Below are 24,229 nucleotides of genomic sequence, written 5' to 3'. Positions count from 1 at the left end.
TAGCCATGACGCAGAAGAAACTCCCCGAATGGGTTCCCTCGTCGGGGCTCCAACTCCACCTGTCCGGAATCCACTTCGACGCGATCCGGCTGCGCGGCGTACGCGGCGAAGCGGTGCTGCACCATCTGGCCACGCTCACCGACGGCGATCCGGGGCCGGTCGTGCGGGAGATCGCGGGGGCGCGATGGACCTACTTCCTGCTCGCTCCCGGCGCGAGCCAGGACTTCGACTGGCCGCCCGGTACGAAGTGCTTCGGGCCGGCCACCCGGGACCAGTACGTGGGTATCCCAGCACCGCACGGCAACACGTATCCGCTGAGCTGGCGTTGTGGGGCGCCCGAGGCGGGGGACTTCGTGGACGCGGAGTTGCTGCACGGGGTGGTGACGGCGCAGCTGATGCCCGAGGAGTACGACCTCGGGGAACATCGGTACAGCGGTTGGCGCTGACGGCCTACCCCACGATTGATCTTGGGGTGGGTGATTGGAGCTCTTCGGATCTTCCAGACGTGCGGTGGTAGGTGGTCTCGGTATCAGCGGTGCAGTACGAACTGGGCCATGCGTAGGCCCGGTGCGGGTTCGAAGTCGACGCCGCGTCTGAAGCCGAGCCTTTCGTACAGCTTCACGGCGGGCTGGTTGTCCGCTCCGGTGCTGACTCTCACCTCACCGCTGTCGGTCACCTCGGCGAGCAGGTGGTCCAGCAGGCAGGAGGCAAGGCCCCGGCGGAACCAGGCAGGGTCCACGCAGACCCGGTCGATGTGGGTGACGGCCCGGTCGCTGTCGGTCTGCCAGGCCACGAAAGCCGCCACCGTACCTTCGTCGGTCACCGCACCCAGCCAGCGCAAGGGCAAGGACGTCATGTCCTGGAGGGATTCGGACAGCGCAGGGATGCCGTCGAAGCCGATGAGCTCGGCCTCGACGGCATAGGCACGCAGGCCCGCCGCGTGCACGGTGGCCGCAACCGTGACATCACTCAGATCCAGCTCGCGAATCAGCATGCCGGGCGGCAGCGGCGCCCGGGAAGAGGAATGCGCCAGGCGATGCTCGGGCATGCGCCGATGCTATCGGGCTGGGCCCAACGCTGATCTCGGGCGCGAATACGGGGACGCGGAGAAGGCCGCGCGAGTTGTTTGTTCGTGCAGATCAAACAGGGCCGCATGGCCATGTCCCACCCGGCCTTCGCTGGTCTCTCCCGCCGGCATCTGGGTGCGCTGGTCAGCGAACTTGCTCCGCGCTGGGGAGCCCGCTGCGGGTCCGGGCGCCATGACCGGCGTGGCCGGGCCCGCCAACGGGAGTCCGGGGCCGGTCCGGAGTACGACCTGGTCTTCACCGACCGGCTCCTGGTGACTCTCGTGCATCTGCGGACCGGGCTCACTCATGAGGCCCTCGGGGTGATCTACGAGGTGGGCTCTTCCACGATCGGACGGGCGATCGGTGAGCTCCTCCAGCTACTGGCCGGGCGCGGTTTCGCCGTCTCCGACCGGCCAGGTGTGCGCCTGCGCACGCTGGCCGACGTGTTCGCCTACGCCAAAGCCGAGAATGTCACGCTGCGGATCGACGGGATGGAAACCCAGGTCCGCCGCCCGCAGGCGGGTCGTCCGGGCCGGCGAGCCTTCGTATCCGGGAAACGCAAACAGAACACCATCAAGACCACCACGATCAGCGACCACCAGGGCCGCACGCTGTGGTCCGGCGCCTTGCGGCCCGGCCGGATGCACGACCAGACTGCGATGCGTACCGAAGGCATCGCCGAGCAGCTCCGTCTTCACCTTGGCGTAAACGCCGAGGTCGACGACGGCTACCGCGGCCTGGCAGGCGAGTTCCCCACCCAGGTCTTCGCCCCACCCCGGAAACCGAAGAACATGGACGACGGGCCCGTGACCGAGTGGTACGGCTGGCGCGAGCACAAGCGACGACAGTCCTCGCGCCGGATCTGCGTCGAGCACGCCAACGCCGAGCACCGCCAATGGCGCCCACTCCAGCGATACACCGGCCGCCGTGAAACCTACGGCGAAACACACCAGGCCATCGCCACCCTCGTCTCCGACCGCGCCGCGGAGCGGCCCACCCGTCCCAAGACGAGCACCGAGCTGGTGCCCGTCAGCGCGACTGCCTGCTGAATCGCCAGCCAACTCCCCAGACCAACACGTCCCATGATCAATCGCGGGGAAACGCGTGAGAACGATCACGGTCGGGGCGCGAGTGTGCTCTCGGTTCTCGTATTCGCGGCGGGCCTTGCGCTGGGTAGGGACCGCCGGGACGCCTTGGCTGCCGTCGAGCGGCTGGCAGCGGGCGAGCAGTTGGCGGTGCACGGCGGGGACGGCGCTGACGCGCGGGGGCAGCCCTGACCTCGCCGTACGGTCGCCCCCCTGGTCGGGCGCGGCACGCTCGGCGGGCTCCAGCTCGGCGGTGCGGGTCGCGCCGCGGCTGACCCGGTGGTCGCGAGCGAGGGCGGCGATGGAGCGGCCTTCCAGGTACGCGGTGCGTACGTCGGCGGTTTTCGTGGCCGTCACGGCGGGGCGGCGCCCGCCCTTCGTGCCCTTGGCCTCGGCGGCGCGCAGTCCGTCGTAGGTCAGCTCGCGTTGGAGTTCGCCGGCGGCGAGGTCTGCGCCATGAACTTCACGGTGGACAGCAGCTCGCCGTTGCGGGGGTGGCGGGCGGTGAGGTCCATGGCGAAGAACGCGCAGTTGTGGATGCGCAGGGAGGCGGTCACGGTGGAGGACATCGAGAATGTGCTGATTGCCCGCGCACGAGGCGGAACATCTCGGAGATGTGCACGGCGTCGCCCGGCGGCGCGTAGGTGAGCAGTTCGCGGAATCTCGGGCGCTGGAGGGGTTGGAGACGGCTGGAGGTGCCCGGCATCCTGAAGGACGAGGTCCTGCCGGGCGGCCGACCGCAGGTCCGTCGAGACGCGCCTGTAGACCAGGGTCGCCACCAAGGGGCCCCTCCCTGCGGAGGGTTGCCCCCTGCCTGTCGTCAAACCCTGTCAGCAATCGCCATCGGACCCGATTGGATTCACGCCGCTCGGACTCCCGGATTACACAGGTTCATTGGACGCGTCGACTGCCTGTCGTCAAACGATCGTTTGACGACAGAAGGCAAGGAGGGTCACCAGCTCCCATAAGCATGGACTGAGATTTTTCCGTGAATCGCGATCACGTTCTTCATATCTACTCGGCGAGGTTCAGGCATGGGACCCAAGATGCAGATGGGCACATAGTCGTCTGCCTTGAGCCAAATCTGGCCGCGACAGACGTCCGGAAGAGTAACTCCAGTAGGCCATCCGGCCGGGCGGTACAGAACCCTGGGGGCACTGGAATCCGGATTGCGCAAATTGAGGTGGAGTGCGAGCGGATAGTGTTCCCAGGCTATTGTGTCGGCGTGCTTGACGACCACCGAGGCAACCATGGACCATGGGACATGTTGGCGACCAGAAGCATCGGTCGCGGTAATACCCTCTTCGTCAATGCGCAGTGTTCTGGGGCGCATACTCTGTCTCAGCATTCGGCGCGGGTACAAGCCGTCAGCCTTATTCGCGAAGGCCGCCATATCCAGAATAAATAGGCCTATCATTACCCACGCAAGAAGGCCACTAAGACTGAAATAACCCCATATGAAGAGGCCAGAAAAAACAAGGCAGATGGCCATCGGCCCGATTCTGTCATCGTATTGACTGAACTCTTGAGGGTTCTCATCACCAGTCCATGACTCCTCGAAGACTATCGGCTCCTTGGTGGCCGCATCGGGAACGATTTGGACAGCGTGCTTTTTATTATCCTGTTCTGCCTGGGGTTGTGCGAGTAATCGCCGACTCCCGAGCTGATGTGGACGCTTTCTCTGACGGTTCTTCCCTCGGCGGGCGATGGCAATGTCGCCTTCCCCGATGAAACTCAACTGTGGGGGCCGGGGACTGCCTTCGGTCATCCAGTGGTGCACTTGCCGGTAGAGCTCACTAACCGTGAGGTGTCCTGCAGCTTCGGCATGTCGCAGGCCGCGCACGAGCATTTCGGTGAATGGGCTGGGTTGCCCCTCTGCTTCAGCATCGCGTGCGAGCTGTGTGGATCTGTTACTGGTCAGGACATACCGGCCCTTGCCTGCCACTGGAGCGGCGAGGTCGACGTCTGCCTTCCACGCGCCGCTGTGGCAGCAGTCGAGCACGATGACGACGGTCGCGGCGGCTGAACTGCGGATCATGTTGTTGATCTCCGCAGCGCTCAAGGCAGTGGCACGAGGGGTATCGAGCATGGTGTCACTGGCGCACAGGTACAGCTCGCCGTATTCGTCGAGCCGGCCATGGCCGCTGTAGTACAGCAGCAGCACGTCCTCGCGCATGGCAGTGCTGAAGAATTTGTCCAGGTTTTTCCGCAGCTCATGAACTTCCTTGTCCGGCAGCGACAGGATGTTGCCGGGAGAGAACAGTCCGACCTTGTCATCGGTCAGTGCCTGCCCGAGTTCCTTGAGATCGACCAGCGGTCCGCGCAGCTCAGGAAGTGCATGCGGGTCGCTGGGGAAGCTGGCGTTCCCGATCAGTAACCCGCGGTAGCGCGGGTCGGCGTGCATCAGCTGCCGCCGAGGCGCCTGCCGACGCCCTCAGTCAGAACCTGGAATGACGCTTGGTCAACGTTGCTTCCGGTGACCGTCAGCGTCTGTTCGGCGCCCTGGTCGTCAGTCCACGTCACCGTCAACGTCCTTGTCTTGTCCCGGACCAGCCATGCTCTGAAGCACGCCACCGCAGCAGTCAGCGCTCCGGACGAACCCACGACGAGCGTTGCGGCCGCCATCGCACCCTTCGCACCTTCCTCCGAAGCATCCCGCACGGATACCGCCCCGGCTTCCTCGCGCAGATCGGTGTGCAGTGTCGCCACTTGATGTAGCCAGCGCCGATCATCCGGGTGAAACTTCCCTGTGCCTGCCGCAAGTGTCAGCTCAACATCGGAAGCCATCCCTACCCCCTGCCTAGCTCATGTCACGCTGAGCATAGTGACTGGACTGCGAGTCACTATGGAGCGCAGACACCGGTCGGTCCACCCCAAGCCCCGGCAGCGGCAGCCTGATCAGGGTCGCAGGCGCGTCAACGGCTGGCGGAGTCATCATCACCCTTCAGTCCTCCGCTCCGTCGTCGTCCTCGTCCAACTCAGGCGCATCCGGGTCGCGCAGCGGGCATAGTGCATGGACGGCCGGGGTCGAGGCAGTGAGGCTGTGGCAGCCGAGCAGGTTCAAGTTGCGGTGCTTGAGAGGGGAGAGCCGGGCGACGCCCTCGGCGCGAAGCTGAGCCCACCAGTACCGAGGCCGGAGTAGCCGGCGCGGGAGGCCGGGAGGACTGTCCTCGCGTGCTCGCGTCCGTATTATCAACCGCATGACTGCTGAGCCCGCGCGATCCGCCGGACGTATGCGCGCCTCCGACGCCGACCGCGAAGCGGTCGTGGAAGTGTTGCGGGAGGCGGCGGCCGACGGGCGTATCGACCTCGACGAGCTGGACACCCGCCTGGGACTGGCCCTCGCGGCCAAGACCCGCGGCGAGCTTGAGCCCCTCACCGATGACCTCGGTCCTGCCGTGCCCGAATCGGACAGTGAACCGCTGACCCTGCGGGGCGGCTTCCACGGCGCCGAGCGGACGGGACGCTGGAAGGTGCCGCCGCGGATTCTCGCGTACGGCGGCCTGGGCGGCGTACGTCTCGACTTCACTCAGGCCGAGTGCCTGCTGCGCGAAGTCGAGGTCGAGGTGGACGCGCAGATGGCCGGGGTGAAGATCGTGATCCCGGCGGGCTGGAAGGCGGACACGGACGGGCTGGATCTCGCGCTCGGCGGCATGAAGGACAAGACCACGGGCGAGCGGCTGCCCGGCACACCGGTGCTCCGGATCACGGGGTCGTGCGGCGCGGGCGGCGTGCTCATCCGCCACCCCAACCTCCGCGAACGCCGCAAGCAGCGCAAGCAGTTGTCGCGCTGAGGCGACGGATCGCACAGCCGGCTGACGCCGGTCACGGCAGGTCCGGGGCCCACGCGACTCCGTTGATGTGCGACCCGCCGTCGACGAAGAGCGTGTTGCCCGTGACGTAGCGCGCGCCCTCGCCCGCGAGGAACGCCGCCACCGGGGCGATGTCCCTGGCGGGATCACCGATCCGCCCCATGGGGTTCATGGCCTCGGACTGCGCCTCCAGCTCCGGATGGTCGCTCATCATCCTGCGGAAGGCCGCGCTCTTCGCCCCCGGGCAGATCGCGTTGACCACCACGCCGGTCGGGGCCCACTCCCTGGCGGCGGTCCGGGTCAGGGTGCGCAGGGCCTCCTTGGCGGCGTTGTACTCCAGTGTCCCGACATGGGCGTTCACGCCGTTGAGGCTGCACATGTTGATGACGCGCCCCCAGCCCCGCTCCTTCATGTGCGGGAACGCTGCCTGCATCGCCCAGAACGGCCCGTAGAAGCCAACGCCCAGCCCACGGGCCAGCATCTCGTCGGTCTTGTTCTCGACCCGGCCGACATCGCCCGCTCCCCAGGCGTTGTTGACCAGGATGTCGACACGGCCCCACTCCCGCACCGCCGCGTCGACCATCGCCAGTACCTGCGTCTTGTCGCCGACGTCCGTACGCACGAACCGGCCGCCGATCGCGTCGGCCGTGGCGCGGCCGGTCTCCTCGTTCAGTTCCGCGACCAGTACTCCTGCCCCCTCGGCGGCGAACCGCCGGGCCACCGCGGCGCCGATTCCGTCGCCCGCACCGGTGACGATCGCTACGCGTCCTTCGAGTGACATGGGTTCGCTCCTTGCACGGCGGTGACGGCGACGGCCGCCATCCAATCCCGTGCGGCCGGGCCGGGCAGGGCCCGATCCCGGTGGACGGGACGCGCGCGCTACGCGGGGCGGACGGTGAGGATCTGCTGGGCGTGACCGACGGGTCCGTTGATGTCATGCAGGACCGTGCTGGTGATGCCCTGGCCGGTCGGACCGAAGACGACCGTGGTGTCGAGCCCGGTCCAGCGGCCCTCGGGGTGGCGGTGCAGGTGAAGGGTCAGGTCGACGTTGGGGAACGTCCAGGCCGTGGGTGACTCGCGTACGGCAATGCCGTTGGCGGTGTCGACGAGCGCGATGTAGGACGCGAGCGGGCCGACGGGCTCGCCCGCGACGAGGTCCAGGGGCGTGGAGATCCAGGCGGTCGTGCGGCCCGGCTGGGGCGTCGCGAGCGGGCGGACGTCGATGGACGCGATGTAGCCGCCGGGCCAGAGGGCGGCCATGGCCCAGGGCGCGAGCGTCTCGGGATCCGTGAGCCTGTCGGCCTCGCCTCCGGCGACGGCGGCGGTGTCGACGGAGGCGAGGCACCAGGCCCTGGCGCGCACGACGGGACGACCTGCGATGACCGCGACGGCTTCGACGAGTTCGATGGTCCGCCCGGGCCGGATGGTCTCGACCCGGATCTCGCACTCGTCGAGGGCGAGCCGGCCGAGGATGTCGAAGCTGATCCGGGACAGGAGCAGGGCCGCCCCCGGCCGGTCGGCGAGGTGGCTCTCGATGGCGTGGACGATGAGGCCGCCGAGCGGGCTGAAGTGCACTTCGTCCGTGCTCCACGCGCCGCTCGCGTGGGCGGTGGGCTTGAAGCGGTGTGCGTCGATGCGCTCGTAGTAGCTGCCCGTGTTCATTGAGTGGGTCCCTCGCGGCTGTGCGGATCAAGGAACCTCAGCGTGTCACCGTACGGATGCCGGCCGGCATCCGGGGCCTCAGAGGGCTCCAGGCCCGAACACCGCCACCGCCTCGCGCCCCTCCTCCCGCCGGAACGTCACCCGCAGCTCCATCCCGATGGCGAGCGCGGACTCCTCGCACTCCACGACCTCCGTCATCATCCGCGGCCCCTCGGCCAGGTCGACGACAGCCGCGACGTACGGGACCCGGGTGCCGAACGGCGGCAGATCGTTTCGGTGGACGACGGACCAGGTGTAGAGCGTGGCCCGGCCGCTCGCCCGTTCCCAGTCGACGTCCTCGCTCCAGCAGTGCGGGCAGAACTCGCGCGGGTAGTGGTGGGCCCGCTCACAGGCCCGGCACCGGCGCAGCAGCAGATGGCCCTCGGCCGCGGCGTCCCAGTAGGGGCGGGTGAACGTGTCGGGCTCCGGGGTGTCGTAGCGGGGAGCCGGAGTGGGGGGCACGGTGGGGGGCGGAGTGCCGGCCGGGGTCGGAGTCGGGGCCGGGGCCGGATTTCGGGCCGTCACAGGAAGAGTCCGATCGCGTGGTCGAGGGACCAGGTCTGCCAGGACATGGCGAACAGGGCGACCAGTGAGATCAGCGCCATCATCGCGTTCTGCCCCTGTTCGGCCCAGTCGTGGATCATCAGCACCAGGTAGAGCAGGTTGAGCAGGAGCCCCGCGATCAGCGCCACCGGAGTCAGGAGCCCGGTCACCAGGCCGAGGCCCAGGGCGAGTTCCGCGTAGACGACGACGTACGCCATCGCCTTCGGGCGCGGCGCGACGATCTTCTCGAAGCCGCCGCGCACGGCCGGCCAGCGGTGCTTCCCCGCGACGTCCGCGGCCCAGGCGATGCCGGTGCCGCGCTCGAACCAGCCCTTCTTGTCCTTGTGCCGCCAGCTCTCCAGCCACCACAGGCCGAGGCCTATTCGGAGCACGGCGAGCCACTCGGCTCCGTCGAGCCAGATCGTCCGCATGGGGCCCTCCCGTTCACGGAATCTGACGGTACGTCAGTTGACGGGTGCCAGTTCACCTGATGGCGGCGGGCTGCGCAAGGGGTCGCACATGAGTGCGCACCCGTGATCAATTCGCAATCGATTCCGGTCTTGACCGAGACCCATCAAGGAGTCGCGCGATTACGCTCCGAAGCATGTCCGACAGCACACCTACCGCCGGTAGCACCGCCCCGTCCCCCACCGACCTCACCGAGGACCGGCCCGTCTACGTCGTCGGCGGCGGTCCGGGCGGCCTCGCCGCCGCGGCGGCCCTGCGCGCCCAGGGCCAACGCGCCGTCGTCCTGGAGAAGTCCACGGACGTCGGCGCGTCCTGGCGGCGTCATTACGACCGGCTGCACCTGCACACCACCCGGCGCTGGTCCGCCCTCCCGGGGCTGGCCATGCCGCGCCGGTTCGGCCGCTGGGTGTCCCGCGACAACGTGGTGCGCTACCTGGAGAAGTACGCCCAGCACCACGAGCTGGAAGTGGTGACGGGTGTCGAGGTCTCCCGCATCGACCGGGCGCCGGACGGCACCGGATGGCGGCTGACCGCGACCGGCGGCCGTGAGCTGACCGGGCGGGCGGTGGTCGTGGCCACCGGCTTCAACCACACCCCGCGCATCCCGGACTGGTCCGGGCGCGACACCTTCACCGGCGAGCTGCTGCACGCCGCCGACTACCGCAGCCCGGCCCCCTACGCGGGCAAGGACGTGCTGGTCGTGGGCATCGGCAACACGGGGGCCGAGATCGCCGTCGACCTGGTGGAGGGCGGGGCCTCGCGCGTGCGGCTCGCGGTGCGGACCGTTCCGCACATCCTGCGTCGCTCCACGGCGGGCTGGCCCGCCCAGGGCACCGGCATCCTGGTGCGCCGGCTGCCGGTCCCGCTGGTCGACCGGGCCGCGGGACTGATGGCCCGCGCGACCATGCCCGACCTCACCGAACAGGGGCTGCCCCGCCCGGAGAGCGGCCTGTACTCCCGGGTCAAGGAAGGCGCCATCCCCATCCAGGACGTGGGACTGCTCGACGCGGTGAAGAACGGCCGGGTGGAGCCGGTGGCGGCCGTCGAGTCGTTCGACAAGGACACGGTGGTACTGACCGACGGAACCCGCGTCACCCCGGACACCGTGATCGCCGCGACCGGCTATCTGCGTTCGCTGGAGGGGCTGGTCGGCCACCTCGGCGTGCTGGACGGCCGGGGCCGGCCGGTGGTGCACGGCGGCCGCACCCCGAAGCAGGCCCCGGGCCTGTACTTCACCGGGTTCACCAACCCGATCAGCGGCATGCTCCGTGAACTCGCCCTGGACGCGCAGAAGATCGCCAAGAAGCTGGCCCGCACCGGCTGACCGGTGCGGAGCCGGGACCGCGGGGTCGCGGGGCCGGGGCGTCTCGGGGTTCCGATGCCTGGGGCCGACGCCTCGGGGCCAGTCGCCCCGGGGTACTGCTCACCCCTGGGCCCGGGTATCCCGGAGTGCTGCTCCGCCCTCAATCGCCGGGCGGGCTTGAAGTGGTTGCCGGACACGCCCGGAGAGGCCACCAGGCGGGCTCGGAGTAGTTGCCGGGCAGCCTCAGAGGAATCGCCGACCGGGCCCGGGGATCGCCGGGCAATCTCGGAGGATCGCCGACCGGGCCCGGGGATCGCCGGGACAGACCCGGAGCGATTGCCGGGCAGGCCCGGAAACGGCCGCCCGGGCAGGCCGGAAACGGCCGCCGGACGGGCATTGCGTGTTCAGCCGGCAGGCCATGAGGGATCACCGGGGCAGGCTCGAAGCGGTTACCGGGGCAGGCCCCGGCGGATACCGGGGCAGGCCCCGAGCGGTCGCCGACAGTCCCGGAGTGGGCGCCGCGGCCCGTGGAGGAGCCTGTCGAAGAGCCCGTCGGGGGGCCGGGCGGAAGGCCCACTCTCAGCCTTTGCCTGCACACCCATTCCTGACGGGCCGTCAGTTCAGTAACCTGACACGGCGTCAGCTAATGACGCCGGGCGGGCAGGACGAGCGCCGAGGACCTTCGAGCAGGAGTGGGCGGAACGATGCTTGGATCGACTCACGGCACCCTCACCACCGACTTCCGCGCCAGGGTGGTGGCCTGCGGCGAGGAGCCGCACGCCGCCGTCCACAGCATGGCGGCCGCCGCGGCGGAAGGCGATCTCGACGTCAGCGGCCGCCCGCTGCACGCGACCGTGCCGGATCTGGACCGGTTCTTCCGGCCGGAGTCCGTGGCGGTCATCGGCGCATCCGACACCGACGGCAGGCCCAACACCGGGATCACCCGGCAGCTGATCGCCTGGGCCGAGCGGGTCGGGGCGCGGCTGTATCCGGTGCACCCCACGCGGGAGTCCGTCTTCGGGCGGGCGTGCTCTCCTTCCGTCGCCGAACTGCCGGAACAGGTGGACCTGGCGGTACTGCTGGTCGGCGACCCGCTCCCGGTGATCGAGGAACTCGCGCAGGCCAAGGTGAAATTCGCCGTCGCCTTCGCGTCCGGTTTCGCGGAGACCGGGGCGGAGGGCGCCGCCGCGCAGGCCCGGCTGGCCGCCGCGGTGGAGCGGTCGGGGCTGCGGCTGCTCGGGCCGAACACCAACCTCAACGCCTTCGAGAAGTTCCGCGACGATCTGGACGGGCCGGCAATCGCGCTGATCACCCAGTCCGGCCACCAGGGGCGCCCCGTCTACACCCTTCAGGAGCTGGGCGTGCGGCTCTCGCACTGGGCGCCCACGGGCAACGAGGCGGATCTGGAGACCTCCGACTTCATCTCGTACTTCTCCCAGCGCCCCGAGGTCGGCGCCATCGCCTGCTACGTGGAGGGGCTCAAGGACGGACGCTCCTTCCTGCTCGCCGCCGACCGGGCCGCACGGGCCGGCGTCCCGGTGGTGGCGGTCAAGGTCGGGCGGACCGAGACGGGGGCCAGGATGGCCGCGTCACACACCGGCAAGCTGACCGGCGCCGACCAGGTCGTCGACGCGGCGATGCGGCAGTTCGGCGTGATCCGGGTGAACGGTCTCGACGAACTCCAGGACACCGCCGCCCTCCTGGCACGAGCGCGCAAACCACTGGCCGACGGGGTCGTGGTGTATTCGATCTCGGGCGGCACGGGCGCGCACTTCTCGGACCTGGCGACGGCGGCCGGCCTGGAGATCCCGGTCCTGTCCGAGGAGAAGCAGGCCGAGCTGCACACCTGGATACCCGGCTACCTGAACGTGGCGAACCCCGTCGACAACGGCGGGCACCCGGTCGGCGACTGGCGCGGCCGGAAGATCATCGACGCGATTCTCGCCGACCCCGGGGTCGGGGTGCTCATCTGTCCGATCACCGGCCCCTTCCCGCCGATGAGCGACAAGCTCGCACAGGACCTGGTGGACGCGGCGGAGGCCACGGACAAGCTGGTGTGCGTGGTGTGGGGTTCGCCGGTCGGCACGGAGGAGGCCTACCGCACGACGCTGCTCGGCTCGTCCCGCGTCGCCACCTTCCGCACCTTCGGCAACTGCATCACCGCCGTGAAGGCCTATCTGGACCACCACCGGTTCGTCGCGTCCTACCGCTCCCCCTTCGACGAGGCACCGCGCACGCCGTCGCCCTCGTTCCGCAAGGCGCAGGCACTGATGCGCCCGGGCCACCAGCTGAGCGAGCACGCGGCGAAGCAGCTGCTGCGGGCGTACGGAATCCGGGTGCCCCGAGAGCAGTTGGTGACCAGCGCAGCGGCTGCCGTCCGGGCGGCGGGCCTGGTCGGCTACCCCGTCGTCATGAAGGCATCCGGCGCCAGGCTCGCCCACAAGACCGAGCTCGGCCTGGTCAAGGTCGGCCTGACCTCGGCGAGCCAGGTGCGGGACGCCTATCGGGAACTGACCGACATCGCACGCTACGAGGACATCGAGCTGGACGGGATCCTGGTCTGCCAGATGGTCGAGCGGGGCGTCGAGATGATGGTCGGCGTCACGCAGGACGCCCTGTTCGGCCCGACCGTGACCGTCGGGCTCGGTGGCGTACTGGTCGAGGTACTGCACGACGCGGCGGTGCGGGTGCCGCCCTTCGGCGAGGACCAGGCGCGCGCGATGCTCGGCGAGCTGCGCGGCCGGGCCCTGCTGGAAGGGGTGCGCGGCGGCCCGCCGGTGGACGTGGACGCGCTCGTCGAAGTGGTGCTGCGGGTGCAGCGGATGGCGCTCGAACTGGGCGACGACCTCTGCGAGCTGGACATCAACCCGCTGATGGTGCTGGGCCGCGGACAGGGCGCGGTGGCGCTGGACGCGCTCGCCGTCTGCCGCTGACCGGCCGCCCCGCCGACCCGCCATCACGCCCCTCCACCACCGCCACCTGCCCAGGAGCTGCTTCATGCCGTCCTCCCCCGAAGACACCGCTCGCAACACCCCCTCCGGGGCGCCTGAATCATTGATACTCCACACCACTGACAACGGCGTCTCGTGGATCACCCTCAACCGCCCCGAGGCGATGAACGCCGTTACCTGGGACCAGCGCGAACGCATCATCGCGCTGCTCGCCGAGGCCTCCGCCGACCCCGGGATCCGGGCCGTCGTCCTGACCGCCACCGGCCGCGGCTTCTGCGCCGGCGCCGATCTGCGCGGCGCCCCGGCGACCGGCGACCGGGTTCCAGGCGATGTCGCCCGCATGATCCGGCTCGGCGCCCAGCGCCTGATAGCCGCGGTCCTCGACTGCGAGAAGCCGGTCATCGCCGCGGTCAACGGCACGGCGGCCGGTATCGGCGCCCATCTGGCGTTCGCCTGCGATCTGGTCCTGGCCGCCGAATCCGCCAAGTTCATCGAGGTGTTCGTGCGCCGCGGCCTCGTACCGGACGGCGGTGGCGCGTACCTGCTGCCCCGGCTGATCGGACCGCAGCGCGCCAAGGAGCTGATGTTCTTCGGCGACTCGCTCCCGGCACCGGACGCGGAACGCCTGGGCCTGGTCAACCGGACCGTCCCGGACGAGGAACTGCCGGCGACGGCGCGGGCCTGGGCCCAGCGGCTGGCCGAGGGGCCCACTCGCTCGATCGCCCTGACCAAGCAGCTGGTCAACGCCTCACTGGACTCCGACCGGACCACGGCGTTCGCCGCCGAGGCCATGGCCCAGGAGATCAACATGACGACGCAGGACGCCAACGAGGGCGTGGCGAGCTTCGTGGAACGGCGGGCGGCGAAGTACCGGGGAATCTAGGCGTACCGCCCCGGAGCGTCGTTCACGCGGGTGACAGCCCGCTCGTGTCCAGGTCCAGGCCGAACGGATCCGGCAGCCGCAGAACCGCCCCGAAGGGGTGCGGGCCGTCCACCCGGGTGTAGCCCAGGTGCCCCGGCTCGGAGAACAGCGTCACGCTGCCCTCGATCCGGTCGACGAGGAGATACAGCGGCGCCCGGTACTCGGCGTACCGGCGGCGCTTCACGACACGGTCGGTCTCCGCGTCCGACTCGGACGTGACTTCCACGACGAGGAGTGTCTGGTCGGGGAGCAGCGCCCCGCCGCCTTTGGCAAGCGCCTCGGGGCCCACTGCGATGTCCGGGACGTACCAGTTCGAAGAACCGGGCAGGTCCAGGTTTCCGGAACCTTCGACACACCCCAGTTCATCGACGCGACCCTCGATCTGCCGACGAACCACTCGGGCTGCACGTTCGTGGTCCCAGGTCGGTGACACCGGCTCGATGATCCCCTCGATGATCTGGACCCGGTCCCCGCGGAACCGCTGCACGGCGAACTTCAGGGCACGTTCGGAGTCGATGCCCTGGCCGTAGTCGGGCGCACTGGTCATCGCGCCTCCTCCCGCCCAATCGATCCCTGACGACTCAGAGTAGCCGTGGGAAAACCACGTGTCGTCGCACCGGCGGGCGGCGAAGTGCCGGGGAATCCGACTTTCGGCAGTGTCGGCTCCTCCCCCGGCTGCGTACGGTCGTGCGGGTGGACAGAGCGATGAACAGGATCAGTGGGGCGGCCCGGCGGGCCGCCGCACCGGAGAGCCTTGCGACCGTCGCCGCGACGGCCTGTGTCGTGCTGAGCACCGTCAGCGTGTGGTGGGCCCTGCCCGCGTCGGTGGCGGCGTTCCTCGCCGGCCGGGAGCCCGGAAGGACCGGGCCCACGGCCCTCGTGCTGGTCTCTGTGGTGGCCGGCGGGGTGGTGGCAGTGGCCCTGGTGCCGTCCTGGCTGTTGATGGCGGGTCGGTTCGTCGCGGTGGTGGTGGCTGCCGGGATGCTTCCGTGGTTCGTGGGGCGTTTCTGGCGTCAGTACCAGGAGCTCGTCCGGGCGGGCTGGGAGCGGGCGGGCCGGCTGGAGCGTGAACAACGGCTGGTCGCCGAGCAGGCGCGGTCCCGCGAACGGGCCCGCATCGCCCAGGACATGCACGATCTCCTCGGTCACGACCTCAGTCTCATCGCCCTCTCGGCGGGCGCACTCAAGCTCGCACCGGGGCTCGACGAGTCGCATCGGGCGGCGGCCGGCGAAATCCGGGCGCGGGCGGCCGCTTCGGTGGAGCGGCTCGGCGAGGTGATCGGCCTGCTGCGCGAGGAGGTGGACGACGGACCTCCGCAGGCGCCCGGTGACGGCATTCCCCGGCTGGTCGAGGAGGCCGCGGCGGCCGGCCTCCCGGTCAGCCTGCGCATCGAGGGCGACGCCGGGGAGATGCCGCCCTCGGCCGCGCGAGCCGCCCACCGAGTCGTCCAGGAGTCGCTGACCAACGCCGCCAAGCACGCGCCCGGGGCCCGGGTGGACGTGCTGCTGGCCCACGCCGCCGGGAAGACGACGGTCCGGGTGGAGAACGCGCCCGTACAGCAGCGCCCCGGGGATGTTCCGGGCACCGGGCGGGGACTCATCGGGCTGGACGAACGGGTGCGGCAGGCGGGCGGCTCGTTCTCGTACGGTCCGCACGAAGGCGGCTTCGCGGTCGCCGCACTGATACCGCACCGCCGGCCCGTGCACCCGCCGTCCGTCCGCCTCCCGTCACCGTCCCCGGCCGTGCCCGCCGCCGCATTGCCCACCGAGCACCGAAACGCCCGGAGCCGGGTCCGCCGGACACTGGCCGTCGCGGTCGTGCTGCCCCTGACAGTATGGGCGGTGCTGAGTGCCGCGCTGATGGGCTGGGACATCCGCTCGGCCCGGCAGTCCGTCCTGGACCCGGGCGACTATGCCCGGCTACGGGTGGGCCAGGACCGGGACTCGTCGCAACTGCCCGACCGCGAGACCACGCGGCGAGCGGCGGCCGGGGAACCGGAGGGGGCCGGCATCACCTGCGCGTACTACGCGATGACGGCGGACCGCTTCGACGACCGGTCCGGGGACACGTACCGGCTCTGCTTCCGGGCCGGACGGCTGATGTCCAAGGAGGTCCTCGCGCCATGAACCACACGACGCCCGTGAAACGCACAGTGCCGTCAACCGTCCAATGACCGCGAACCCCACCCCGGCTACCGAGCCCATGTACCGTCCCCATGAACGGAGTTCCTTGCCCATGATCCGGGTCCTCATCGCCGACGACGAGCCGATGATCCGCGCGGGCGTGCGCTCCGTGCTGTCCACCGATCCGGGCATCGATGTCGTGGCCGAGGCGGCCGACGGGCACGAAGCGGTGGAGCTGACGCGCCGGCACCGCCCCGACGTCGCCGTGCTCGACATCCGGATGCCCGGGACGAACGGCATCGAGGCCGCCGCCGAGATCCGGCGTACCGTGCACAGGACCGGCGTGGTGATGCTGACGACCTTCGGTGAGGACGACTACATCCTCCAGGCGCTCGGCGGTGGCGCCGCCGGCTTCCTGATCAAGTCGGGCGAGCCCGAGGAGCTCATCGCGGGAGTACGCGCGGTGGCCGACGGCGCCGCCTACCTGTCACCGAAGGTCGCGGCGCGGGTCGTCGCCCACCTCTCAGCGACGGGGGCGGGTGCGCTGGCCGGACGCCGCGCTGCCGCCAGGGAACGGGTCCGCTCGCTCACCGGCCGGGAACGCGACGTACTGACCTTCCTCGGCAGCGGCCTGTCCAACGGGCAGATCGCCCGTCGGCTCCACCTGGTGGAGGGGACGGTCAAGGCGCACGTGAGCTCCATCCTCGCCAGACTGGGTGTGGACAACCGTGCCGCCGCGGCGGTCGTCGCCCATGAGGCCGGCGTCGTCGCCCCCATGGAGTCGGCCGAGCCGCCTCGCGAGCGCTGACGCCGCCACCCGGGCCGGCGGCAGGAACACAATCAGCGCCGCCGCGGTGACCCCGCCCCCGAGAGCCGCCCCTGCCAGCACGTCGTGCGGGTAGTGCACCCCCACCACGACCCGCAGGAGCGCTGTCGCGCCCGCCAACGGCAGAGCGACCGCGGCGAGGCGCGGCCGCAGCATCGCAAGACCCACCGCGATACCGGCCGCCAGGGTGGCGTGGTTGCTCGGGAAGGACCAGTCGCCGGGCTGCGGGCACTCCGCGACCACCGCCGCGCCGTGGCGCAGGACCCGGCAGGGGCGCTCCTCGTCCACCACCAGCTTCACGGCCTCGCTGATCGCGTACGCCAGCACCGTGCCGATCCCGACGAGCACGGCGCCGGCAGACAGCCGGGTGTCCGCACGGCGTACCGCGCGCCACCAGGTCCACGCCAGAAGCAGGCCGAGGGCCAGCAGTGCCCCGTCCGTGGCCGCTTCCAGCAGTGGGCCGGTCCAGGAGGGCCCGTCGGCAACCGACCCGGTCACCGAGTGGTACGCCGACGCCGACGCACCACCCGTCACTTCCACCGGATCGGCCGTCCCCCATCCCCCGGGCGCGAGTCCCACGACGGCGCCCGCCCCCACGCCCAGGACGCCGACCGCGAGCAGCGGCCTCCCGGCTCCGGTGCCGCCTGCGGTCTCCCGCCCTGCTTTTCGCCTCGTTCGTCCTTGTCGCCTCATGGGAAGCGAACATAGAAGTGAAAGACGCCGGGCGCCCGGGCCGAACGGCGGTGCCGACCCCTGACGAAGGTCGGGGGACGGTCCGCACCCCTTCCAATCTGACAGGCCGTCAGCTCTAATCGAAGAGTGATGGGACACGCAGGAATGGCCGCGACCGCAGTCCGCTACCTCAGGTCCGTCGGCGCCGCGACGGCCGTCGCCCCGGCGACGGTCGATCCGCTGCCGCGTCCGGATCTGCGGGCCGTCACCGACGACGAGCGGCTGCCCGTCGATCCGGGCGAATTCCGCCGGGTGCTCGGGCACTTCGCCAGTGGGGTCACCGTCGTCACCGCGCACGACCCGGACGACCCGGCCGGTCCGGCGGGTTTCGCCTGCCAGTCGTTCGCCTCGCTCTCGCTGGACCCGCCGCTGGTCGCGTTCATGGTCGCCCGCACGTCGACGACCTGGCCGCGCATCGCCCGGGCCGGGGCCTTCTGCGTCAACATCCTGGGGGCCGAACAGGGCGCGTTGTGCCGGTCGTTCGCGGTCAGCGGGGCCGACAAGTTCGCCGGAGTGGCCCACACCCCCGCCCCCGCGACCGGGTCCCCGCTGCTGGAGTCCGTGCCCGCCTGGGTCGACTGCCGCATCCAGGCCGTCCACACCGGCGGCGACCATCTGATCGTGGTCGGCCGGGTGGAGGCACTTGGGGCGGCTGCGGACGAGGGCGGGAGCGGGCCGCTGTTGTTCCACCAAGGGGCGTTCGGCCACTTCAGCCGGTGAGCGTCCTGCGCCTGGGCCGCCCCGCTCACCGGACGACGGCGTCCGCCGGCTCGCGGACCCGCCGGATCACCAGTGCCATCAGCGCGGCCGTCGCGCACAGCGCCCCGGACGCGTACCAGACCATGTCGTACGAGCCGAACGCATCGCGCGCCACTCCGCCCAGGAAAGCCACCAGGGCGGCACCCACCTGGTGGGAGGCGAGGACCCAGCCGAAGACGATCGCGCTGTCCTCGCCGTACTGCTCGCGGCACAGGGCCAGGGTCGGCGGGACCGTGGCGACCCAGTCCAGGCCGTAGAACACGATGAAGAAGACCATCGGCGGGTGCACGGTCGGCGCCATCAGCATCGGCAGGAACAGCAGCGAGATCCCGCGCAGCGCGTAGTAGACGGCCAGCAGCCGCCGGGCGTCGAAGCGGTCGGTGAGCCAGCCGGAGAAGATCGTCCCGATGATGTCGAAGATCCCGATGACCGCGAGCAGCGAGGCGGCGGCGGTGATCGGCATGCCGTGGTCGTGCGCCGAGGGCACGAAGTGCGTACGGATCAGGCCGTTGGTCGAGGCGCCGCAGATCGCGAAGGTGCCGGCCAGCAGCCAGAACGGTCCGGTGCGGGCGGCGTCGAGCAGGATGCGTACGGTCCGGCTCGCCGCGCCCCGTGCGGGTGCGGGCTTCTCCACGTACGTGCCGCCGTACGGGGCCAGGCCCACATCGGCCGGGTGGTCGCGCATCAGGAGCCACACGAACGGGACGACGACCAGGGCGGCGAGTGCGACGGTCACCGAGGCCGGGCGCCAGCCGTGCGCGTCGATGATCCAGGCGCAGAGCGGGAGGAACACCAGCTGGCCGGAGGCGCCCGCCGCGGTGAGGATGCCCGTGACCAGGCCCCGGCGGGCGACGAACCAGCGGTTGGTGACCGTCGCGGAGAAGGCCATCGCCATCGAACCGCTGCCGAGGCCGACGAGCAGCCCCCAGTAGATCATCAGCTGCCAGGCCGCCGTCATCCAGACGCTGGCCAGTGCCCCGGCGGCGACCGCGCTCAGCGCGACGACCACGACCCGGCGGATGCCGAACCGGTCCATCAGCGCCGCGGCGAACGGCGCGGTGAGGCCGTAGAGCGCCATGTCGATCGACACCGCGAGACCGATCTCGCCGCGCGACCAGTCGAACTCCGTGTGGAGCGGGTCGATGAGCAGCCCCGGGAGGGAGTTGAACGCGGCGCCGCCGATGATCGTCACGAAGGTGACGGCGGCGACGATCCAGGCGCGGTGGAAGCGCGGCCGGTGCTGTGCGTCGGGGGCGGTCCGCCGCCGCATGCCCCGGGCGGAACTCTCGGTTGTCTGGGTCACGTCGCCAAGCATCCGGTCACGGCCACCCGCTCCACGAGTGGCCCGAGGGACACGGTTCGCAGGAATCAGGCCACGGGGCCGGGCGACGGAGCCGGGCGACGGACAGGCGCGTGGACCGGGGTCCGGACAGGCGCGTGGACCGGTCCGCGTACGCTCTCCTTCGCCGGCGGCCCGTACACGCACGCGTGCCGCTCCGTCCACGTCCTCGGGGGACTTCATGCAGTGGGTCGCACGCCAGAACTTCCACCACCGGTCCGCGCTGATGCAGGGGTGGGGCGTCGTCCTGCTGCTCGCCGCCTGCGCGTTGTGGATCTGGCTGGCGTTCGTGCTGGTGGACCAGCAGGACGCGTACTGCTACCGCACGGTGTCGAACTGCGTGCGGGTCACCGCCTTGCCCAAGCAGCTCACCCTCCTCGCCGCGTCCGGGCCGCTGTCCGTGCTCGGTGCCGCGCTGCTCGTCGGAGGCAGCGTGCGCCGGCAGACGAGCGCGCACGTCCTCCAGGTCATCGAGATGCAGAAGTCCGAGGAACGGGCTCGCGCCGGCGGGAAGTAGCCGCTGCGGTCAGCACACCCCAGACACCCGCCGCGCCCACCGCGTACCAGAACAGATCGGGCGCGTTGAAGGTCGAGCCCAGCACCAGCCGGGCCACCGCGCTCTGCCGGGACAGGTCCGCCGGCACCCCGGTCAGCTGGAGCAGCTCGACCGCCCAGCTGATCCCAAGACCGGTGGCGGCCACGGTGACCGGCCGGGCGCGGGGCGCGCACAGCGCGACGAGGGCGCAGATCAGTACCGTATAGAGCGCGTCTCCCGCGTACTTGGCGGCAGCGCCGTCGCCGGCGGTACGGACACCGAGCCCGGCCGCGACCGTCACCGCGGCCGCCCCCACCGCCACGGCCCGCGCCCGGCGCGCACTTCGGCCTCTCCTACCCCCCACGGCCCGCGCCCGAGCAGAGCGCGCGCTCCGGTCGCGCGGGCTCACCTGATCCGCTCCAGCCGCCGGATCGGCCGGGCCGCCAGCAGCACGCCCACCGCCAGCATGTTGATCACCGCCCCGGCCAGCAGCACCTCCGGTGCGCCGACCACGTCCGCGACCGGGCCCGCCAGCGCCCGGCCCGCCGCCAGCATCAGCAGGGACCCGGCCACGTCGTACGCGTGCAGCCGGTTCAGCGCCTCCGGCGGCACCTGCGTCTGGACGGTCGTCGACCACATCACCAGCCAGAACGCGAACGCCGCGCCGGCGATGAACTGACCGGTCCCCAGCGCGAACACGGGCAGCCCGAGCCCCAGCGCCAGCAGATTGACGCACACCCCCGTCAGCGCCACGGCGCCCACCGCCAGCGGACGGCGGGGCCGCAGCCGCAGGGCGAGCAGGCCGCCGACGACACTGCCCGCGCCGTTCACCGCCATCATCGCGCCGTACGTAGCCGAGCCGTGCGCCTCGGTGACCTCGACGGCGGTCAGCGGAAGCATCGGGCCGAGCACCGTGAATCCGTACACCGTCCAGATCGCGATGACCCCCCACAGCCAGCTGCGTGCCCTGAACTCGCGCCATCCGTCCACCAGTTCCGCGACGAACGTGCCGCGCTGCGCGTCGTCCGACGGGGCCGGGGCCAGCCGGAGCAGGAAGAGGCAAACGCCGGAGACCAGGAACGTCGACGCGTTCGCCGCGTAGACCGCGCCGGCGCTCGCCAGGCCGACGAGGACACCCGCGAACGCCGGGCCCGCCATGGTCATCAGCGCCTCGGATACGCGCAGCACCGCATTGGCGCGCTGCACGTCCGAGGCCACCCGGGGCACGGTCGAGGCGACCCCCGGCTGGAAGAGCGCGGCCCCCACACCGGCCACCGCGCTCAGCGCGTACACCGCCCACAGTGGGGGGTTTCCGGTCGCGAAGGAAACCGCGAGCGCCGAGGCGCCGATCAGCCTCAGCGTGTCGGCGATGATCATCATGCGGCGCGGGGTGAACCGGTCGGCCAGTACGCCGCCGAACAGGACGAACAGTGCCAGCGGACCCATCCAGGCCGCCAGCGCGTACCCCACCGAGGAGTGGGGACGGCCGGCCCCCAGCAGTCCCGCGGTGAGCGCCACCGGGATCATTCCGTCACCGAAGAGCGCCGCGGTCCTGGCGACGAAGAAGAGCCGGAAGTTGCGGTTCCAGAGCCGGCCGGGCCCGGTGGGCAGGGGTGGAAGAGGCGGCGCCGGGGGCAGCGAGGACAGCGGGTTCAACGGGGACACAGGAGATGAATCACGCAAAACGCTCTCACTGCCCACGGTGGGAATGCATGCGTGGTCCGCCGACTTTTCCTTCACACCGATGACATGTATCAGCTTATGGTCTATACCAGCTAGTGGTGAAGGGAGACCGCCGTGCCGCACCGAGTCGTCGTTCTCGCCCTCGATGGCGTGCTTCCGTTCGAACTGGGCATCGCGCAAAGGATATTCAGCCGTTCGATCGGAACCGAACCGCTCAACCGGGGTGCGAAACTCTACGACGTCGTCACCTGCTCGGTCCGGCCGCCCGGCCCGGTCGCCACCGACGCGGACTTCACGATCACCGTCGAGCACGGCCCGGAGGTCCTCGCCACAGCCGACACGGTGGTGATCCCGGCCAGTTACGAACTCGGCCCCGTCTACACCGAGGGCCGGCTGACGGAGGAACTCGCCGCGGCGTTGGCGTTCATCAGGCCCGGCACCCGCCTGGTCTCCATCTGCACCGGCGGCTACGTGCTCGCCGCCGCCGGATATCTCGACGGGCGCCCCGCCACCACCCACTGGTCATCCGCCGACCACTTCCAGCAGCTCTTCCCGAGCGTCCGGGTCGACCCCGACGTCCTGTTCATCGACGACGGCGACGTCCTGACCTCGGCCGGGGTCGCCGCCGGCATCGATCTCTGCCTGCACATCGTGCGCCGCGACCACGGCGCCGCCGTCGCCAACGACGTCGCCCGCCGCACGGTCGTACCCCCGCACCGCGAGGGCGGCCAGGCGCAGTACATCCAGCGCCCGGTCCCCGACGCCCAGCTCGCCGGCACCACCAGCGCACGGGCCTGGGCGCTCAGCCGGCTGGAGCGGCCGATCCTGCTGCGCGACATGGCACAGCGGGAGTCGATGAGCGTACGGACCTTCACCCGCCGCTTCCGCGAAGAGGTCGGGGTCAGCCCCGTCCAGTGGCTGACCCAGCAGCGCGTGGAGCGGGCCCGCCGGCTGCTGGAGTCCACCGACCTGCCGATCGACCAGGTCGCCCGGGACGCCGGCTTCGGCACCCCCACCTCACTGCGCCAGCACCTCCAGGCGGCTCTGGGGGTGTCACCGACGGGGTACCGCCGGACGTTCCGGGCGGCGACGACCGGGAGCCGGGCCTGAGCCGCCGCGCAGGCGGCCCTCACGGCCCTCAGGCCCGGAACACCAGCACGCCCCGCGCCACCCGCCCGTGGTGCGCGTCGTCCACCGCCTTCGCGAAGTCCTCCACCGGGTAGGTCTCGGTGACGAGTTCGTCCAGCAGCAGCCGGCCCTCCCGGTACAGGTCCGCGTACAGGGCGATGTCGCGCTGCGGACGCGACGAGCCGTAGCGGCAGCCCAGGATCGACTTGTCCAGGTACATCGACGAGACGAGGAACGACGCCTCGGCGGTCGCCGCCGGTACGCCCAGCAGGATCGCCTGGCCGTGCCGGTCCAGCAGGTCGATCGCGGTACGGATCAGCTCGGTGCGGCCCACGCACTCGAAGGCGTGGTCGGCGCCGTGCGGCAGGATCTCCCGGACGCCCTCCGCCGAGGTGAGGAAGTGGGTGGCGCCGAACTGCCGGGCCACCGCCTCCTTGTCCGGGTTGGAGTCGATCGCGACGATGGTCAGCGCGCCGGCGATCCGGGCGCCCTGGATGACGTTGAGCCCGATGCCGCCGGTGCCGATCACGACGACGCTCTCGCCGCGGTCGACCTTGGCCCGGTTCAGTACGGCTCCGACTCCCGTCAGCACCCCGCAGCCGATCAGGGCCGCCGAGGTGAGGGGCAGGTCCGCCGGGATCTTCACCGCCTGCACGGCCTTGACCAGGGTCCGTTCGGCGAAGGCCGAGTTGGACGCGAACTGGTACAGCGGCTTGCCACCCCGCGAGAACGGCTGCCCCGGCATCCCGATCGCCTTGCGGCACATCGTGGGCCGGCCCCGGTCGCACTGCGCGCAGGCGCCACAGCTGGCCAGGGTGGACAGGGACACGTGGTCGCCCGGCGCGACATGGCTCACGCCCGCGCCGACCGCCTCGACCACACCTGCGCCCTCGTGCCCGAGCACGACCGGCAGCGGGAACGGGATCGTTCCGTCGATCACCGACAGATCACTGTGGCAGAGCCCTGCCGCGGCCACGGCCACCAGCACCTCGCCGGGGCCCGGATCACGTATCTCCAGGTCGTCGACGACCTCGGTGCGCTTGCCGTCGAAAACGACGCCTCTCATCTCGGCTCCCTCGGTAGGCCGAGCGCGTGCTCGGCGGTGGTGTTGCGGATCCTGCGGGGCCCTTCAGGCCCACCCCTCACGTGGCACCCGGGCCCATTCCGTGCCGGGGCCATTTCAAGCCCGTCCGGCGATTGAGGACCGGGGTCCGGGGCAGCGCCCCGGCAACGCGCCCGCACCCTGCAACC

At 70.8% G+C, this 24,229-nt stretch carries 24 protein-coding genes and 1 pseudogene; 11 read left to right on the top strand and 14 right to left on the bottom strand.

Going from position 1 to position 24,229, the window contains the following annotated elements; genetic code table 11:
* Positions 1-5 precede the first annotated feature (5 nt).
* A complete protein-coding gene (locus ACFVW8_RS15145; RefSeq protein WP_389689922.1) occupies positions 6-446 on the top strand; it encodes a hypothetical protein in 441 nt (146 codons plus the stop codon).
* Positions 447-529: 83 nt separating this feature from the next.
* Here ACFVW8_RS15145 and ACFVW8_RS15140 read toward each other — a convergent pair whose 3' ends face one another.
* Positions 530-1,048 (bottom strand): GNAT family N-acetyltransferase, encoded by a 519-nt coding sequence (locus ACFVW8_RS15140; protein ID WP_389689920.1) that lies wholly within the window; start codon positions 1,046-1,048, stop codon positions 530-532.
* 105 nt (positions 1,049-1,153) lie between these two features.
* On the opposite strand from ACFVW8_RS15140, the gene ACFVW8_RS15135 reads away from it, so the two are divergent.
* Entirely contained in the window at positions 1,154-2,116 is a 963-nt protein-coding gene (locus ACFVW8_RS15135) for a transposase family protein (RefSeq protein ID WP_389689918.1), read from the top strand.
* Positions 2,117-2,568: 452 nt separating this feature from the next.
* Here ACFVW8_RS15135 and ACFVW8_RS15130 read toward each other — a convergent pair whose 3' ends face one another.
* From ACFVW8_RS15130 to ACFVW8_RS15120, 3 genes are all read right to left on the bottom strand, one after another.
* Positions 2,569-2,721, bottom strand: a complete 153-nt coding sequence (locus ACFVW8_RS15130; RefSeq protein WP_389689916.1) for a hypothetical protein — start codon at positions 2,719-2,721, stop codon at positions 2,569-2,571.
* A gap of 383 nt (positions 2,722-3,104) precedes the next feature.
* Positions 3,105-4,556, bottom strand: coding sequence for a caspase domain-containing protein (locus ACFVW8_RS15125; protein WP_389689914.1), 1,452 nt, complete (start codon positions 4,554-4,556; stop codon positions 3,105-3,107).
* Positions 4,556-4,939 (bottom strand): hypothetical protein, encoded by a 384-nt coding sequence (locus ACFVW8_RS15120; protein WP_389689912.1) that lies wholly within the window; start codon positions 4,937-4,939, stop codon positions 4,556-4,558. The genes ACFVW8_RS15125 and ACFVW8_RS15120 overlap by 1 nt, the downstream gene beginning before the upstream one ends.
* Before the next feature lie 413 nt (positions 4,940-5,352).
* On the opposite strand from ACFVW8_RS15120, the gene ACFVW8_RS15115 reads away from it, so the two are divergent.
* A complete protein-coding gene (locus ACFVW8_RS15115) occupies positions 5,353-5,946 on the top strand; it encodes a DUF1707 domain-containing protein (protein ID WP_389689910.1) in 594 nt (197 codons plus the stop codon).
* 31 nt (positions 5,947-5,977) lie between these two features.
* On the opposite strand, the gene ACFVW8_RS15110 is transcribed toward ACFVW8_RS15115, so the two are convergent.
* The 4 genes from ACFVW8_RS15110 to ACFVW8_RS15095 form a co-directional block, all read right to left on the bottom strand.
* Complete coding sequence (locus ACFVW8_RS15110; protein WP_389689908.1) at positions 5,978-6,745, bottom strand: SDR family NAD(P)-dependent oxidoreductase; 768 nt, start codon at positions 6,743-6,745, stop codon at positions 5,978-5,980.
* A 98-nt stretch (positions 6,746-6,843) separates the two neighbouring features.
* Positions 6,844-7,626, bottom strand: a complete 783-nt coding sequence (locus tag ACFVW8_RS15105) for a thioesterase family protein (protein ID WP_389689906.1) — start codon at positions 7,624-7,626, stop codon at positions 6,844-6,846.
* Positions 7,627-7,704: 78 nt separating this feature from the next.
* Positions 7,705-8,127, bottom strand: a complete 423-nt coding sequence (locus ACFVW8_RS15100) for a Zn-ribbon domain-containing OB-fold protein (protein WP_389689904.1) — start codon at positions 8,125-8,127, stop codon at positions 7,705-7,707.
* Positions 8,128-8,186: 59 nt separating this feature from the next.
* Entirely contained in the window at positions 8,187-8,639 is a 453-nt protein-coding gene (locus ACFVW8_RS15095; protein ID WP_389689902.1) for a DoxX family protein, read from the bottom strand.
* A gap of 173 nt (positions 8,640-8,812) precedes the next feature.
* Between ACFVW8_RS15095 and ACFVW8_RS15090 the strand changes: the two genes are divergently transcribed.
* The 3 genes from ACFVW8_RS15090 to ACFVW8_RS15080 all read left to right on the top strand — a co-directional run bounded on the left by ACFVW8_RS15090 (position 8,813) and on the right by ACFVW8_RS15080 (position 13,813).
* Positions 8,813-10,000 carry a flavin-containing monooxygenase gene (locus ACFVW8_RS15090; protein ID WP_389689900.1) on the top strand — a complete coding sequence of 396 codons (1,188 nt, stop codon included), beginning with the start codon at positions 8,813-8,815 and terminating at the stop codon, positions 9,998-10,000.
* A gap of 683 nt (positions 10,001-10,683) precedes the next feature.
* A complete protein-coding gene (locus ACFVW8_RS15085) occupies positions 10,684-12,912 on the top strand; it encodes an acetate--CoA ligase family protein (RefSeq protein ID WP_389689898.1) in 2,229 nt (742 codons plus the stop codon).
* Between the two features lie 64 nt (positions 12,913-12,976).
* On the top strand, positions 12,977-13,813 hold the full coding sequence (locus tag ACFVW8_RS15080; RefSeq protein ID WP_389689896.1) for an enoyl-CoA hydratase/isomerase family protein: 837 nt from the start codon (positions 12,977-12,979) through the stop codon (positions 13,811-13,813).
* A gap of 22 nt (positions 13,814-13,835) precedes the next feature.
* On the opposite strand, the gene ACFVW8_RS15075 is transcribed toward ACFVW8_RS15080, so the two are convergent.
* Positions 13,836-14,399: a Uma2 family endonuclease gene (locus ACFVW8_RS15075; protein ID WP_389689894.1), complete on the bottom strand. Its 564-nt coding sequence runs from the start codon at positions 14,397-14,399 to the stop codon at positions 13,836-13,838.
* A 158-nt stretch (positions 14,400-14,557) separates the two neighbouring features.
* On the opposite strand from ACFVW8_RS15075, the gene ACFVW8_RS15070 reads away from it, so the two are divergent.
* Positions 14,558-15,979 (top strand): sensor histidine kinase, encoded by a 1,422-nt coding sequence (locus tag ACFVW8_RS15070; protein ID WP_389689892.1) that lies wholly within the window; start codon positions 14,558-14,560, stop codon positions 15,977-15,979.
* Positions 15,980-16,088: 109 nt separating this feature from the next.
* On the top strand, positions 16,089-16,784 hold the full coding sequence (locus ACFVW8_RS15065; RefSeq protein ID WP_389689890.1) for a response regulator: 696 nt from the start codon (positions 16,089-16,091) through the stop codon (positions 16,782-16,784).
* A gap of 42 nt (positions 16,785-16,826) precedes the next feature.
* Here ACFVW8_RS15065 and ACFVW8_RS15060 read toward each other — a convergent pair.
* A pseudogene (locus tag ACFVW8_RS15060) lies at positions 16,827-17,495 on the bottom strand (phosphatase PAP2 family protein); the annotation flags it as partial.
* A gap of 144 nt (positions 17,496-17,639) precedes the next feature.
* Between ACFVW8_RS15060 and ACFVW8_RS15055 the strand changes: the two are divergent.
* Entirely contained in the window at positions 17,640-18,254 is a 615-nt protein-coding gene (locus tag ACFVW8_RS15055) for a flavin reductase family protein (protein WP_389689888.1), read from the top strand.
* A 25-nt stretch (positions 18,255-18,279) separates the two neighbouring features.
* On the opposite strand, the gene ACFVW8_RS15050 is transcribed toward ACFVW8_RS15055, so the two are convergent.
* The gene (locus ACFVW8_RS15050; RefSeq protein ID WP_389689886.1) at positions 18,280-19,596 is read right to left on the bottom strand and encodes an MFS transporter; all 1,317 of its coding nucleotides are present in this window, start codon (positions 19,594-19,596) and stop codon (positions 18,280-18,282) included.
* A gap of 217 nt (positions 19,597-19,813) precedes the next feature.
* Here ACFVW8_RS15050 and ACFVW8_RS15045 point away from each other — a divergent pair, with 217 nt between their 5' ends.
* Positions 19,814-20,149 carry a hypothetical protein gene (locus ACFVW8_RS15045; RefSeq protein ID WP_389689884.1) on the top strand — a complete coding sequence of 112 codons (336 nt, stop codon included), beginning with the start codon at positions 19,814-19,816 and terminating at the stop codon, positions 20,147-20,149.
* On the opposite strand, the gene ACFVW8_RS15040 is transcribed toward ACFVW8_RS15045, so the two are convergent.
* The gene (locus ACFVW8_RS15040) at positions 20,100-20,531 is read right to left on the bottom strand and encodes a DUF2809 domain-containing protein (protein ID WP_389689882.1); all 432 of its coding nucleotides are present in this window, start codon (positions 20,529-20,531) and stop codon (positions 20,100-20,102) included. The genes ACFVW8_RS15045 and ACFVW8_RS15040 overlap by 50 nt on opposite strands.
* Before the next feature lie 41 nt (positions 20,532-20,572).
* A complete protein-coding gene (locus ACFVW8_RS15035; RefSeq protein ID WP_389689991.1) occupies positions 20,573-21,823 on the bottom strand; it encodes an MFS transporter in 1,251 nt (416 codons plus the stop codon).
* A gap of 141 nt (positions 21,824-21,964) precedes the next feature.
* Here ACFVW8_RS15035 and ACFVW8_RS15030 point away from each other — a divergent pair, with 141 nt between their 5' ends.
* On the top strand, positions 21,965-22,960 hold the full coding sequence (locus ACFVW8_RS15030; protein WP_389689881.1) for a GlxA family transcriptional regulator: 996 nt from the start codon (positions 21,965-21,967) through the stop codon (positions 22,958-22,960).
* Between the two features lie 28 nt (positions 22,961-22,988).
* Here ACFVW8_RS15030 and ACFVW8_RS15025 read toward each other — a convergent pair whose 3' ends face one another.
* Positions 22,989-24,044 carry a Zn-dependent alcohol dehydrogenase gene (locus ACFVW8_RS15025; RefSeq protein ID WP_389689879.1) on the bottom strand — a complete coding sequence of 352 codons (1,056 nt, stop codon included), beginning with the start codon at positions 24,042-24,044 and terminating at the stop codon, positions 22,989-22,991.
* Between the last annotated feature and the right edge of the window lie 185 nt (positions 24,045-24,229).

Origin of the sequence: Streptomyces sp. NPDC058221 (genome assembly GCF_042882365.1) — a bacterium.
Classification (GTDB): domain Bacteria; phylum Actinomycetota; class Actinomycetes; order Streptomycetales; family Streptomycetaceae; genus Streptomyces.
This window is presented reverse-complemented; position numbering and strand designations above follow the sequence as displayed.

Coding starts and splice junctions, on each gene's coding strand:
- ACFVW8_RS15070 (WP_389689892.1), top strand. CDS start 14,558: ATGAACAGGATCAGTGGGGCGGCCCGGCGGGCCGCCGCACCGGAGAGC.
- ACFVW8_RS15080 (WP_389689896.1), top strand. CDS start 12,977: ATGCCGTCCTCCCCCGAAGACACCGCTCGCAACACCCCCTCCGGGGCG.
- ACFVW8_RS15095 (WP_389689902.1), bottom strand. CDS start 8,639: ATGCGGACGATCTGGCTCGACGGAGCCGAGTGGCTCGCCGTGCTCCGA.
- ACFVW8_RS15135 (WP_389689918.1), top strand. CDS start 1,154: ATGGCCATGTCCCACCCGGCCTTCGCTGGTCTCTCCCGCCGGCATCTG.
- ACFVW8_RS15130 (WP_389689916.1), bottom strand. CDS start 2,721: ATGTCCTCCACCGTGACCGCCTCCCTGCGCATCCACAACTGCGCGTTC.
- ACFVW8_RS15045 (WP_389689884.1), top strand. CDS start 19,814: ATGCAGTGGGTCGCACGCCAGAACTTCCACCACCGGTCCGCGCTGATG.
- ACFVW8_RS15115 (WP_389689910.1), top strand. CDS start 5,353: ATGACTGCTGAGCCCGCGCGATCCGCCGGACGTATGCGCGCCTCCGAC.
- ACFVW8_RS15120 (WP_389689912.1), bottom strand. CDS start 4,939: ATGGCTTCCGATGTTGAGCTGACACTTGCGGCAGGCACAGGGAAGTTT.
- ACFVW8_RS15125 (WP_389689914.1), bottom strand. CDS start 4,556: ATGCACGCCGACCCGCGCTACCGCGGGTTACTGATCGGGAACGCCAGC.
- ACFVW8_RS15085 (WP_389689898.1), top strand. CDS start 10,684: ATGCTTGGATCGACTCACGGCACCCTCACCACCGACTTCCGCGCCAGG.
- ACFVW8_RS15140 (WP_389689920.1), bottom strand. CDS start 1,048: ATGCCCGAGCATCGCCTGGCGCATTCCTCTTCCCGGGCGCCGCTGCCG.
- ACFVW8_RS15055 (WP_389689888.1), top strand. CDS start 17,640: ATGGCCGCGACCGCAGTCCGCTACCTCAGGTCCGTCGGCGCCGCGACG.
- ACFVW8_RS15145 (WP_389689922.1), top strand. CDS start 6: ATGACGCAGAAGAAACTCCCCGAATGGGTTCCCTCGTCGGGGCTCCAA.
- ACFVW8_RS15075 (WP_389689894.1), bottom strand. CDS start 14,399: ATGACCAGTGCGCCCGACTACGGCCAGGGCATCGACTCCGAACGTGCC.
- ACFVW8_RS15090 (WP_389689900.1), top strand. CDS start 8,813: ATGTCCGACAGCACACCTACCGCCGGTAGCACCGCCCCGTCCCCCACC.
- ACFVW8_RS15065 (WP_389689890.1), top strand. CDS start 16,089: ATGATCCGGGTCCTCATCGCCGACGACGAGCCGATGATCCGCGCGGGC.
- ACFVW8_RS15105 (WP_389689906.1), bottom strand. CDS start 7,626: ATGAACACGGGCAGCTACTACGAGCGCATCGACGCACACCGCTTCAAG.
- ACFVW8_RS15025 (WP_389689879.1), bottom strand. CDS start 24,044: ATGAGAGGCGTCGTTTTCGACGGCAAGCGCACCGAGGTCGTCGACGAC.
- ACFVW8_RS15110 (WP_389689908.1), bottom strand. CDS start 6,745: ATGTCACTCGAAGGACGCGTAGCGATCGTCACCGGTGCGGGCGACGGA.